The sequence below is a fragment of the Saccharomonospora sp. CUA-673 genome (genome assembly GCF_001942305.1).
GTDB lineage: Bacteria > Actinomycetota > Actinomycetes > Mycobacteriales > Pseudonocardiaceae > Prauserella.
Genome location: NZ_MKKE01000003.1, coordinates 54,012 through 66,452, shown reverse-complemented (window position 1 = coordinate 66,452; position 12,441 = coordinate 54,012). Strand labels below are relative to the sequence as shown.

Annotated in this window: 8 protein-coding genes and 3 pseudogenes; 2 read left to right on the top strand and 9 right to left on the bottom strand. The window is 70.6% G+C overall.

All coding sequences use genetic code 11. From position 1 onward, the window contains the following. Positions 1-70 precede the first annotated feature (70 nt). Positions 71-1,198 carry a glycosyltransferase family 1 protein gene (locus BJF85_RS01920; RefSeq protein ID WP_075845502.1) on the top strand — a complete coding sequence of 376 codons (1,128 nt, stop codon included), beginning with the start codon at positions 71-73 and terminating at the stop codon, positions 1,196-1,198. A 27-nt stretch (positions 1,199-1,225) separates the two neighbouring features. Next, positions 1,226-2,343, top strand: a pseudogene (locus tag BJF85_RS01915) (glycosyltransferase). Positions 2,344-2,454: 111 nt separating this feature from the next. Here the strand turns inward: BJF85_RS01915 and BJF85_RS01910 are convergent. The 9 genes and pseudogenes from BJF85_RS01910 to BJF85_RS01865 form a co-directional block, all read right to left on the bottom strand. Then, a complete protein-coding gene (locus BJF85_RS01910) occupies positions 2,455-3,669 on the bottom strand; it encodes an MFS transporter (protein ID WP_075845501.1) in 1,215 nt (404 codons plus the stop codon). Continuing rightward, on the bottom strand, positions 3,669-4,886 hold the full coding sequence (locus BJF85_RS01905; RefSeq protein ID WP_075845500.1) for an ATP-grasp domain-containing protein: 1,218 nt from the start codon (positions 4,884-4,886) through the stop codon (positions 3,669-3,671). The genes BJF85_RS01910 and BJF85_RS01905 overlap by 1 nt, the downstream gene beginning before the upstream one ends. Before the next feature lie 42 nt (positions 4,887-4,928). Next, positions 4,929-5,957: a TIGR03618 family F420-dependent PPOX class oxidoreductase gene (locus BJF85_RS30980; RefSeq protein WP_083665840.1), complete on the bottom strand. Its 1,029-nt coding sequence runs from the start codon at positions 5,955-5,957 to the stop codon at positions 4,929-4,931. A 36-nt stretch (positions 5,958-5,993) separates the two neighbouring features. Next, complete coding sequence (locus tag BJF85_RS01890) at positions 5,994-6,695, bottom strand: class I SAM-dependent methyltransferase (RefSeq protein WP_075845499.1); 702 nt, start codon at positions 6,693-6,695, stop codon at positions 5,994-5,996. Continuing rightward, positions 6,692-7,482 (bottom strand): annotated as a pseudogene (locus tag BJF85_RS01885) (cyclase family protein). Before BJF85_RS01885 ends, BJF85_RS01890 begins: the two are co-directional and overlap by 4 nt. After that, positions 7,479-8,426, bottom strand: a complete 948-nt coding sequence (locus BJF85_RS01880; protein ID WP_075845498.1) for an aminotransferase class IV — start codon at positions 8,424-8,426, stop codon at positions 7,479-7,481. The pseudogene BJF85_RS01885 and the gene BJF85_RS01880 overlap by 4 nt, the downstream one beginning before the upstream one ends. After that, positions 8,423-10,126, bottom strand: coding sequence for an FAD-dependent monooxygenase (locus BJF85_RS01875; protein ID WP_075845497.1), 1,704 nt, complete (start codon positions 10,124-10,126; stop codon positions 8,423-8,425). Before BJF85_RS01875 ends, BJF85_RS01880 begins: the two co-directional genes overlap by 4 nt. After that, positions 10,123-11,310 carry a hypothetical protein gene (locus BJF85_RS01870; protein ID WP_222844422.1) on the bottom strand — a complete coding sequence of 396 codons (1,188 nt, stop codon included), beginning with the start codon at positions 11,308-11,310 and terminating at the stop codon, positions 10,123-10,125. The genes BJF85_RS01875 and BJF85_RS01870 overlap by 4 nt, the downstream gene beginning before the upstream one ends. A 72-nt stretch (positions 11,311-11,382) precedes the next feature. Beyond that, positions 11,383-12,404: pseudogene (locus BJF85_RS01865) on the bottom strand (aminotransferase class V-fold PLP-dependent enzyme). Positions 12,405-12,441 lie beyond the last annotated feature (37 nt).

Here is a 12,441-nt window from a genome sequence, read left to right as displayed (position 1 = left end):
TGGAGTGTTCCGCGGGCGTTCGGCGCGGCGTTACGTCCGTGTGAGGCGGTCGCCGCCCGCGGGGCGCACCATGACAGGCGTGCGCGTAGCCATCGTCACCGAGAGCTTCCTGCCGCAGGTCAATGGTGTGACCAACTCCGTGCTGCGGGTCGTCGAGCATCTGACGGCGCGCGGCGACGACGTCCTCGTCGTCGCACCAGGGGCCGGTCCCGAGGAGTACCGGGGTGCACCGGTCGTCCGGGTGCCGTCCGTCGACCTGCCGGTGGTGAACACGCTTCCGGTCGGCGTCCCCACCCGGACCGTCCTCACCGCGCTCGCCCAGTTCGTGCCCGACGTGGTGCACCTGGCCTCGCCGTTCGTCGTCGGGGCCAGAGGCCTCGCGGCGGCGCGCCGGCTCGGCGTGCCCACCGTCGCCGTCTACCAGACCGACATCGCCGGGTTCGCCGAGGCGTACGGCCTCGGCCTCGGTGCCAGGGCCGCGTGGAGGTGGGTGCGCCGACTGCACTCGCGCGCCGACCGCACGCTCGCCCCGTCGTCGGACTCGGCACACCAGCTGCGTCTGCACGGCGTCCCGCGCGTGCACCGCTGGGGCCGGGGCGTCGACATCGAACGGTTCGACCCGGCGCACGCCGACCCCGACCTGCGCGCCCGACTGGCCCCCGACGGGGAACTGCTCGTCGGCTTCGTCGGCAGGCTCGCCCCCGAGAAGGAGGTCGGCCGACTGGCCGCGCTGGCCGACGTGCCGGGCGTCCGGGTGGTCGTCGTGGGCGACGGCCCCGAACTGGAATCGCTGCGGGCCGCGCTGCCCGACGCGGCGTTCCTCGGCGCGCAGTACGGCGACGACCTCGCCACCGCGTACGCGAGCCTCGACCTGTTCGTCCACACGGGACCGCACGAGACGTTCTGCCAAGCGGTGCAGGAGGCCATGGCCTCCGGACTGCCCGTCCTCGCACCGGCCGCGGGCGGACCGCGCGACCTCGTCGACCACGGCGTCACGGGGCTGCTGCTGCCCCCGCACCGCGGCGACTTCGAGGCGGCACTGCCCGAGGCGATCGACCTGCTGCGCCCCGCGGACGTGCGCGCCGAGATGGCGGAGGCCGGGCGCAGGGCGGTCCTCGGCCGCACCTGGCCCGCGGTGTGCGGCCAACTGGTCGGCCACTACGAGGCCGTCCGGGGTCGGATCATCCGGGCGGCATAGCCGATGGGCCCCGGGGGAGCGGACTCGCTGCACATCGTGCAGCTGGCCAACTTCTACGGGCCCCGCTCGGGCGGACTGCGCACGGCCCTGCACCACCTCGCGCCGGATACGTCGCCGGCGGACACCGGGTGACGCTCGTCGTGCCCGGTCCGCGCCGCGAGGACACCGAACTGCCGAGCGGGGTGCGCCGCGTGCTGCTGCCCGCCCCGCAGATCCCCGGCACCGGCGGCTACCGCGCCGTCGACCCGTTCCGCGTGCGCGCGCTGCTGGAACACCTCGAACCCGACCGGCTCGAGGTGTCCGATCGGCTGACCCTGCGCGGCATGGGCGCGTGGGCGCGGGAGCGGGGCGTGCCCAGCGTCGTCATCTCCCACGAACGCCTCGACCGGCTGCTGCGCCAGTTCCTGCTGCCGCGCGTGTTGGCCGAACGCGTCGCCGACACCGCGAACCGGCGCATGGCGGGCACCTACGACAAGGTCGTCTGCACGACCGCGTTCGCCAGGGGCGAGTTCGACCGCATCGGCGCGCCCAACGTGCAGCGCGTGCCCCTCGGCGTCGACCTGTCCACGTTCCGACCCGACCTGCACGACGGCGGCTGGCGCCGCGAACTCACCGCGGGCGCCGACGCCCTCGTCGTCCACTGTGGACGGCTGTCGCCGGAGAAGCACGTGGAACGCAGCGTCGACACGGTGGCGGAACTGACCGACGCCGGTGCCAACGTGCGCCTCGTCGTCGCCGGTGACGGACCGCGGCGGCGCGCCCTCGAACGCCGCGCCCGCGGACTGCCCGTGCACTTCCTCGGCTACGTCGCCGACCGCGCCGCCGTCGCGCGCCTGCTGGCCAGCGCGGACGTGTCGTTGGCGCCCGGGCCGCACGAGACCTTCGGACTCGCCGCGCTGGAGGCGCTCGCGTCGGGGACGCCCGTCGTCGTGTCGCGGTCGTCGGCGTTGCGCGAGATCGTCCGGCCCGGGTGCGGGGCTGCTGTCGCCGACGACGCCGGGGCCTTCGCCGGAGCCGTGACCGAGTTGCTGGAGACACCCGAAGCGGTGCGGCGCGGGTTGGCCAGGGCCCGCGCCGAGGAATTCACCTGGCCACGAGCCGTCGAAGGCATGCTCCAGGTCCTCGGCAGCGACCCCGCGGGCTGACCCCCGCCGCCGTGTCAGCACCCCACGTCGCCGTGTTGGCATCTTGCGTCGCCGTGTCAGCACTTTGCGGCGTCGTGTCAGCATCTCGCGTCGCTGTGTTGGCGTTCCGGGTCAGCTCGCCGTGTGGACCTTGCTCGTCGCCGCCGACCGCGCCGCGGTGAACCAGCCGACCAACCCCGTGACCACGGCGCAGGAGATGGCCAGTCCGAACCAGACGGTGCTGGCGTTCCCCGTCGTCACCAGGAGCACGCCGATGGACGGGCCCAGGAAATTGCCGATGCCCATCATCGAGTTGACCAGTGCGCTCGCCTGCGTCAACTCGCTCTCCGGCACCACGGAGATCAGCCACGGATGGAACGAACAGGAGTACGCACACTCGCCGATCGCAAAGATCATCGCGTAGATCAGCAGACCGGTCAGTCGCATCTCGTACGGACCGAACGCGCAGACGCCTGCGATCACGAAGCCGGCGATCCAGGCCAGTACGGCGATCCGCAACCCCGTGGTCTCCGGATACCGCTTGAGCAGTTTCGTCAGCGGACTCTGCGCCACCACGATCGTCGCCACGTTGACCACCAACATCAACGACACGACGAACAGGCCCATGCCCATCAGGCCGTCGGCCACCAGCGGCGAGGTCGCCTCGAACTGGCTGAAACCGAACAGGTACACCGACAACTGGAATGCCGCGGGCGGCAACGCCAGTGCCCATAGTTTCCGGAAGCCGAGCTCGCCCGGTGTCCCACGCGGAGTCGGGCGCTTCGCCCGCGTCGGCAGATGCCGCCCGGCGACGGCGATCGCCACCGCCATCGGCAGGATCGCCACGGCGTTGGCGACGAAGAACCATCCGATCACCGACCGCGGCAACCCGACCGTCAACAAACCCGCCGTCAACGACCCGAGGGCCAACGTCACGTTCAACACCGCATACCTGCGGGCGAACACCGCACGCCGCTCGTCCTCGGTGACCAGGCCGTTGATCAGCGGAATCACCGCGGCCATGAAACAACCCTGGCCCGCACCGATCAGTACCGCCGACGACGCGGCCCCGGCGTGCACGTCCGCCCATGGCAACGACGCGTACCCCGCGAACCACAGGAGCGTGCCGAGTACGCCGAGGGTGACGGTCGGCAGCCGGACGATCTTGGCGGTCAGCAACAGCGCCACGATCAGATTCGCCCCGCCCGTGCAGGCGTAGAACAGCGCGACACCCGAGTTGCCCAGACCCGGCTGGTCGGACAGGTAGATCGCGGTGAACGGGAACACCAGGCCCAGCCCGATGGAGCTGAGCCCGTGTGTCGCGATGAGCGCGTTGACCGGCCGCATCAGGGTGTGCCGAGCGGCTCGATGACGCCGACGACGCCGCGTTCCGCGGCGTCGAGGGCACGCACGCACTCGGCCTCGTCCTGCCCCGTGGCGATCAACGCAGCCATCCGCGGGATGGCCTGACGCGGCGGCAGTCGCAACGTGCTGCCCGGCTCCGCGACCGCCTCGGCATGCGCGATCCCGGCCACCTCGGTGGCTCCGTCCACGTCGACGCTTCGCACGACGCCGTCGCTCTCGGGGAACACGAACCGCACCTCGGCACAGCGGCGGGGTGCGGTCAGGGGGCCCACATCGCGGCCCAGCGCCAGGTCCGCCGCCGCCAGCACCAGGTCCGTGCCGTCGGCCAGCACGCCCGTGTACGGGATGAGGTCGCCGCCCAGTCGCCCGTTCAACTCGACGAGCCGGGGCCCGTTCGACGTCAGCCGGACCTCGGCGTGTGTCACGCCGACGTCGACGCCCAGTGCGTGATGCGCAGCCGTGACCAGCTCGTCGACCTCGCCTGCCCACGGCTGGTCGTCGACCGGTGTGACGAGATGGCCGACCTCTTCGAAGTACGGCGCGAAACCGAGCCGCTTCCTGGCGACCTGGACGCACGTCACCCGGCCGTCGTCGACCACACAGTCGATGCTGATCTCCGGCCCGTCGAGGTATTCCTCCACGAGCACCCCGTGTCCGGTGGGAAGCGTGGCGAACTCCGCACCCGCGGCGAGCGCGAACGCCTCACGCACCTCCGCGGCGCTCCCGGCGACCTGAACCCCGATGCTGCCGGCGAGTGCCCGTGGTTTGAGTACCACCGGCAGTCCCGTGCGTTCCGCCCAGTCGACCGCCTCGTCGGCGTTGCGCACGAGCGCGTGCCGGACCGAGGACACGCCCGCATCGGCGAGGACCGTGCGAGTCAGGTACTTGTCCCGACATCGGGTGACCGCATCCCGGGACATGTGCCGCAGGGACAGCTTCTCCGCGACGGCGGCCGTCCTCTCGAGGACCGTCTCGTCCCACGTCAGCACACCTCCGCCGGACTCGGTGAGGGTCCGCACCGCCTCGGTGAGGGCCGCCTCGTCGGTCGGGTCGGCGACGATCCAGTCGGTCAGATAGTGCTGTTGCCACGTCGGTTCCGCGGACAGGACCGCCGACACGCGGAATCTCGTGGCGAGGGAACGGAAGGCATACTCCCGATAAGGCCGGCCCCCGCTGCCGACCACGACGATACTGTCCATTGCGGACTCCGTTTCTGGATCGGGCTGTCGGTGCCTCGGACGTCAGTTGCCGGCCCGCAGCGGCGCCAGCGCCTCGGCGACACGGCGAAGCTCGGCGAGCATCGCCTCGGCGGCGCCGTCGTGCTGTTCGGTGGCGACGAACCGACCGTCCTCGAGGTGGTTGCCGAAGTAGTGGACCGCCACGGCCTCGTTCAGCGGCAGCATCTTCAGCGTCGTCACGACCTGCTTCGTCATCTGCTGTGCGCGCAGGCCGGCCGAGGTGTTGCCGTAACTGACGAAACCCACGGGCTTGTAGTGCCACTCGAAGAACAGGTAGTCGAGCGCGTTCTTCAGCGCCGCGTTGATCGCGAAGTTGTACTCCGGTGCCACGAACACGAACGCGTCGGCGGCGTCGACCGACGCGCTCCACCGCTTCGTGTGGTCCTTCGTGTAGTTGCGCGCCGCGGGGTGGTTCGGCTCGTCGAGCAGCGGCAGCTCGAACTCGGCCAGATCGACGAGGTGGACGTCGAACAGCCCGGATTCCTTGGCCTTGGCGGTGATCCAGTCGGCGATGGCGGGGCCGGAACGTTCCGGCCGGGTGCTCGCCACGAGCACGTGCAGCCGGGGGAGCTCGGTGGCGTTCGCGCCGCCGGGAGAGGTGGGGCGGATGAATCCGTAGGCCCGCTCCAGCCGCGCGCGCACGACGAGCCTGCCGTCGGCGACCATCGCCTCCCGGTACTCGTCCCAGTCCGGGTGCTCGCCCTGGACCCTGCGGAAGACGTCGACGAGTTCCTCGACCGTCGCGTCGTCGGTGGTCCCGGCGGTCGGCGTCAGCTCCGCCGTGCCCTCGAACACCGCGTACGACGCACCGTCCGGCGAGTCGACCATGATGCTGATCCGGCCGTCCCGGCGCAGGTTGTGCACCTTCGCGCGGTCGGCGGTCGTCGAGAACCGCAGGAGATCGGCACCGTCCCAGCAGTAGTCCACGGTCGAGATCTGTGGTCTGCCGTCCCGCTTCAGTGTGGCGACGCGGCAACGGCCGGTGTCGGACAGCAGCGTGCGAAACTCGTTGATGCCGGAGTTCTCGGGCACGATGGATTCAGCTCCTCGGAATTGTGATGGTGGTGTTCACCGGCGAACCAGTTCGAGTAGTTGCAACTCGATCTCGGTGTTCGGGTCCCCGGCTCGGTCGATCGTGTGGGTGTGTGACCACAGGAGTTTCACGGCCAAGCCGGCCTCCGCGCAGTCGGCCTCCAGCTGTTCGGCGTTGCCGAGGCTGCTGAAACCCAGCAGCAGTCGGCCGTCGTCGCCGAGCCAACGGGGAGCTTCGTGGAGAAATCGCCGATGCGTGGCGTAACCCGGGTCGAAGAAGGCGTGGTGCAGTTCGCTCTCGTTGCTGAACCCGTCCGGTGGGTCACCGAAGTTGGAGTTCCAGAAGACGAGGTCGAAACGTTCGTCGGGCGCCAGTGCCGAGAACAGGTCGCTGTGCGCGACCCGCACGACGTGGTCGACTCCGTGCCGTTTCGCATTGCGGCGGGTGTTGTCCACCGCGCTCCAGCTGATGTCCAGTGCCGTCACCCATCGGCAGCCCGACATCGCGGCGTGCACCGCTGTGACGCCCGCGCCGCAGCCCACCTCCAGGAAGCGTCCGCCCCTCGGGTACGGGAGCTCCTGCGTGAACAGGCTGGTGCCGACGGCCAGCGACGGATCGAAGACGCCGCCGAACAGCTCCCACGTGCGGTCGAGGAGTTCGAACTCGCCGACGGGTCCGCGGGTGCCGCGGTGTTGGTCGAACAGGGCCTTCGCCACGCGGAATCCGGTGTCGCTCACGTTGCCGGACCGCCGTCCGTGGGGGTGGTCCGGTCGGCGAACGCGAGGACCCGGGCCGGACTTCCGGAGCCACCGACGATGGGCAGCGGCGCGGACATCAGCACCGCGCCGGTCGGCGGGAGCCGGTCCAGGTTCCGCAGCTGTGTCAGGCCGTACTTGCCCGCCCCGTGGAAGTACCAGTGGCACGGGTAGGGCTGGTCGAACTCGCCCGCCAGACCCGCATCCGTGCGACGGTCTCGACGCCGATGCCGATCAGCGGGGTCTGCTCGGCGAGCCAGCGGGCGCAGTCCTCGGACACCCCGGGGGTGTGGCGGTCGTTGAGGAACCGGGCCGCGTCGCCCGCCCGCTCGGCCCACCCCGTTCGGTACAGCAGCCAGCCGCCCTCGGGGAGCGCGCCGTGCCGCTCGGACCAGTCCTCGACGTGTTCACGTCGCAACAGGAAGTCGTCGTCGGCCGCGACCTCGTCGGTCATGTCGAGGACCGCGACGGGGCCGACCAGCTTCGACGGCGGAACCTGCGAGACGTCCTGTCCGCCCTTGCCGGACAACCAGTGCGCGGGTGCGTCGAAGTGCGTTCCGGTGTGCTCGGAGAGGCTGATGTTGTTCCAATACACATGCGGTCCGCCCGCGTCGAACTCACTGATCACCTCCCGGGCGAACGGCCACGGTTGGGCCCGTTCCGGGGGCAGCGAGATGATCGGTGTCTCCTCGGACAGCGGGGCGGTGAGATCGACGACGTCGACGTCGCCCGCGTGCAGCGCCGCGGCGAGCGCGGTCACCGCGCTCATGCGGGAACCTCCGTCCTCGTCATCGGGACGGGGGTGCACCAACCGGGCTGGTCGAGCCGCCCCAGCACGGCGTCGTCGTAGCGGTCCTGCAGCTCGCGCGTCACCGGGCCGATGCTCCCGGTGCCGATCGGGATGCGGTCCACGCTCGTGATCGGCAACAGTTCGGACTTCGTGCCGCACAGGAACAGTTCGTCGGCCGCGTGGAGTTCGGTGCGGTCGATCTCCCGGTGCCGCATCGGCATGTCGAGGAACCGTTCGGCCAATGTGGCCGTCGTGTTGACGGTGATCCCCTCGAGGACACCGCTGGTGCCCGGCGGCGTCACCAGCTCGCCCGCTCGCACCATCACCACGCACGAACCCGGCGCCTCCGACACGGTGCCCCGCTGGTTGAGCAGCAGCGTCGTCGCGAAACCGTTGCGCATCGCCTCGTGCTGGGCGAGCCTGCTGTTGTGGTAATTCGCCCCGGTCTTGATCCGGGGCGGCATCGCGTCGTCGCTGATCCGTCGCCACGACGACACGGTCGCGGCGACACCGTCGCGGTAGGCGGGGGAGCGCGGGACCACCGTCGAGGTGATGTGCACACCCGTCTCCGGGGTGTAGCCGAGCGAATCGAAGTCGGGCGCGAGATCGAAGTACGCCACGATGCAGACGTGCACGTCGACGCCGAAGGCGTTGGCGCGCACCAGTTCGGTGCAGGCGTCGGTGAGCTCGGCGTCGGAGTGGTCGATCTCCATGTGCAGGCTCTTCATCGACCGGCGGAGCCGGTCGAGATGGTCCTGGACCCGGAAGGCGTAGGTGACACCGTCGTCCGGGCTGACGTAGGCGCGGATGCCCTCGAAGACGTTGGCGCCCCAGAACGCGCCCTGACTCCGTGCGTGCACCACGCACTCGTCCCACGGGATGAGCTTGCCGTTCTGCCAGGCGTAAGCAGGAGCGGTGGTCATCGGGCCTCCTTCACGAGAGCGGATGTGGCAGGCAGGTCATGGCCCAGGCAGCGGCGCAACGCGGCGGCCAGATCGAGGGCCACACCGTCCACCGAGTCCTCGGCGTCCACGGGGTCCACGGGGTCCAGGGACGCATCGGTGGCGCCGGCCGGGCCGTGCGCGGCGAGGTGCCCGTCGGGCCGGACGAGCCACCAGCCGGTGGCGAATCGCTCCAGCTCGCTCGCGGGGGCGTGCGCGACGGGCACGTCGGCACCGAAGGCGTCCCCCGGCACGGTGTCCGGTGCCAGGACCGTGATGCCCCCGACCCCGGATCCCGTCCCGGCCGACAGCCCCGCATGGGCGGCGCCGGCAGCGCGGACGAGGGTGCGGGCGGTGTCGAGGTCGTCGGCGACGACCAGCACGGCGAACCCGTCGGCGATCAGCTTGCGCAGTCGCGTCGCGGTCCCGCCGTGGTGGACGACCGGGTCGGGCAGGAACGAACCGAGCAACGCGTTGCCGTGCTGCGGCGCCACGATCGGCGAATCGTCGTAAACGTACGGCTCGGCCATCCGACCGCTGTTGACCCGGTCGCGGGCCGCGCCGACGCTGTGGGCGAGCGCGAGCAGCAGCGCCCGCGTCCACCGGCGAATCCGGCTGGGCGGGACCATGAACCGGATCGTCGCCTCGGTGACGCGGAGGTTCTCCTTCGCCGCCGCATACCGTTCTGCGTGATAGGTCTCGACGAGCTGCGCCGGGGACTGTCCGTTGAGGACGGCGCCGATCTTCCACGCCAGGTTGTCGGCGTCCTGGATGCCGCTGTTCATCCCGCGCGAGCCGTAGGGCGGAAGCGCGTGCGCCGCGTCGCCGGCGAACAGGACGCGGCCGACGACGAGCTGATCGACGACCCGCTGGTGGAAACGGTAGGTGCTGACCCAGTCGATCTCGTACTCGACGTCCCCGATCACGGCGCGCACGCGCGCGTCGAACGTCCCGTCGCGGCGTTCGGCCTCGATGTCGGCGTCGGGGGGAAGCTGCCAGTCGATGCGCCACACGTCGTCGGGCTGCGGGTGCATGACCAGCTGCCGGCCCGGGTTGAACGACGGGTCGTAATGGAAGTGCCGTTCCTTGGCGAGCGGCAGGTCGGCCTTGATGTCGGTGATCAGGAACCGGTCGGAGTGCGTGTACCCCGTCCATTCGACCCCGAGGAGCTCGCGCATCGTGCTACGCACCCCGTCCGCGGCGACGACGTAGGCGAACCGCAGATCGTCGGCCGTCTCCTCCGGACCGTGGGCCCGCAACGTGACCGAATCCGCGTCCTGGTCCACCGCGACGACCTCGTGCCCCCACCGGAGTTCGCACAGCGGATGCCGCTCGACGGCCTCGGCCAGCACCTGCTCGATGCGGTACTGCGAGATGTTGACGAACGGTCCGAAGCCGGGGCCGCGCGGATAGGTCGTGCTGCGCATGACCTTGTCGCGGACATAGGTCCGGCCGATCGTCCAGGTCACGCCCTCGTCGGCGATCGGCTGTGCGCACCCCGCGCGTTCCAGCACCTCGAGGACGTCTCCCTGGATCAGGCACGCCTTCGACCCCTGTTTCACGAGGTAGGGCTTGCTGTCGAGCAGCACGCTCGACACGCCGGCGTCCGCGAGTCGCAGCGCCGCGATCATGCCGACCGGGCCCGCGCCGACGATCCCCACCTGCGCCGTGTGGACACTCATGACAGCTTCGCCGTCCTCTCGTCGGTGGCGGATTCGTCGGAGACGGTGTGGAACACCGGGATCTCGCGCACCGCGTTCAGGTACGGCGTGCCCTCGGTGTAGCCGGTACCCGTGGCCTCGCCCAACATCCGCACCGCGAGCCGGTAATGGGTGTTGCGCCAGCGCAGCAGCGTGTGGGCGAAGGAGGACATGGCGTCGCGGATGCGTTCCAGGCCGGCCGCGTCGACGTCCCCGGACGTCGCGATCTCCCGGTGCGCCTCGTCCAATGTGTACTGACCGTCGAGCACCCGCTGCCGTACGGCGGGCACCGAGAGATAGGCGGCCGAGTCCCGGCGTTCCGAGTCCGGGACACGGCACAGCGATTCGACGATCTTGTAGTTGTGCGACTGGATGGCGCTGGCGCCCTCGGTGAACTCGCGGAACGTGCGGAACGACTCGACCTGCATGGTCGCGAGCATCGAGAACAGCGGCGCCGATTCGCCGAGGGCCGTACTCGACTCGTTCAGGAAGTGCACCGCCCGCTCGACGTCCCGGCCGGCGAGCGCCTCGATCACCGCGCGCAGCTGCACGGTCAGCAACGCGAACGTGGTCTCGAACGACTGCAGCACCCGCAGGAACATGTACTCGTCGTGCGCCGTGTACACCGGCAGCACACTCAGCTCGATCGTGAGCCGTTCGACCTCGGAGCGGTCCACCAGCACGGCGTCGCTCGCCTGTCTGGCCAGCTCGGCGGGGCTGCTCGCGGTGAGCACGTGTTTGAGGTTCATGCGCTGCAACTTCGGCCGCAGCGCCCGGAGTCCGTGCTTGTAGCGCTTGGTCACCAGCTCCGGTTCGGGGCGCATGGCGGGCAACAACGTCGCGCCCGCCTCGGTCGCCTTCAGCTCGAAGGCGAGCACGTCGGCGAGCAGCTGGGCACCGACCCGGTCGCACCGGGTGCGGGCGAACGGCGCCTGGGCCACCGGGTCGTCCACGGTGGGCACCTGCAGCAGGGGAAGGCCGATGTACGAGGTGTAGTCGTACGTGCCGTCCTGTTTGTCCAACGCGGTGTCGAGGAACGCCGCAAGCGTCTGCACGAGGGGCCACGGCCCCGGGATCGTCGGCAACAGCGTGCGTGCCTGCTCCAGCAGCCGCAGCATCTCCTCGTCGACGAAGTGCTTGCCGACCTCGTGGTAATGGCTGCGCACGTGGTCGTACGGGAAGGTGTGAATCTGGGGACTGCGTAACCAATGTCTCAACTCATGGGCGCACATGGTTCCTCACCGTCGGGTTGTCCTGGCCGGTGACGGCGACGCGGAGTCGCGGAGTTCGGCCAGTGCCGAACACAGCGCATCGACGTCATCGGCGTTGTTGTAGTAGTGCAGGGCGATGCGTACGACCTCGCCGCGTGGAGCGACGGAGATCCCGCGTTCCTCCAGGGCGAGGCCGAGTTTGGCCGGATCGTGGGCACGGAGCCCGAGGTGCGCCCCACGCGAGGGGCGGGGCAGGATCTCGACGTCCTCGCCGTGGGCGCGCAGCCGGTCGGCGGCCAGCTCGGCGAGGTCGTGCACGTGGTCACGGACCTGCTCGGGGTCGGTCTCGGACAGCAGCCGCAGACCGGCGCACGCCGCGTAGGCGGCCGGTACGGACGCGGTGCCGACGCGGTACCGGTCCGCGCCGTCGGCGAAGTCCAGGGTGGTGGGGTCGAACGCGAACGGATCGCGACGCCCGAACCAGCCCGTCAATCGCGGATCCCGGGCCGCGCCCGCAGGGTCGCGGACGTAGAGGAACGCGATCCCCGGGAGGCCGAGCAGGTACTTCATCGTGCCCATGACGAGGAAGTCGCAGTCCAGGGTCGACACGTCGACCGGTCCGCAGGAACCTGCCTGGTAGGCGTCGACGAACACCCGGGCGCTGCGGCCCTGGCGACCGCGACGATGTCCTCCACCGGCAGGCGCCTGCCCGCGCGATAGTCGACGAGCGGAACCGAGACCAGTCCCGTCGTGCGATCGATCGACGCGGCGTACTCGTCCACGCCGGCGTCGGCGGCGACGTGGCCGACCTCGGCCTCCGGGCGTTGGGCGAGCCAGACGTGGGAGATCGAGGGGAACTCGGCCATCGTGGACACGATCCGCCGCCGTGCGCCCCAGTCCATTGTGGAGGCCACCTGGAAGGCGCCGGTGGAGGCGTCGGGCACGATGGCGATCTGATCCTCGCGCGCACCCACGAACGCGGCGAACAACCGCCGCGCCTCGGCGATGCGTTCCTCGAACCGCTGCCACGGCGCACCGTGCGCCGCCATGTCGGCGAGCATGCACGTCAGCGCCGCGTCGAGGTCG

Coding starts and splice junctions, on each gene's coding strand:
- BJF85_RS01920 (WP_075845502.1), top strand. CDS start 71: ATGACAGGCGTGCGCGTAGCCATCGTCACCGAGAGCTTCCTGCCGCAG.
- BJF85_RS01910 (WP_075845501.1), bottom strand. CDS start 3,669: ATGCGGCCGGTCAACGCGCTCATCGCGACACACGGGCTCAGCTCCATC.
- BJF85_RS01905 (WP_075845500.1), bottom strand. CDS start 4,886: ATGGACAGTATCGTCGTGGTCGGCAGCGGGGGCCGGCCTTATCGGGAG.
- BJF85_RS01880 (WP_075845498.1), bottom strand. CDS start 8,426: ATGACCACCGCTCCTGCTTACGCCTGGCAGAACGGCAAGCTCATCCCG.
- BJF85_RS01875 (WP_075845497.1), bottom strand. CDS start 10,126: ATGAGTGTCCACACGGCGCAGGTGGGGATCGTCGGCGCGGGCCCGGTC.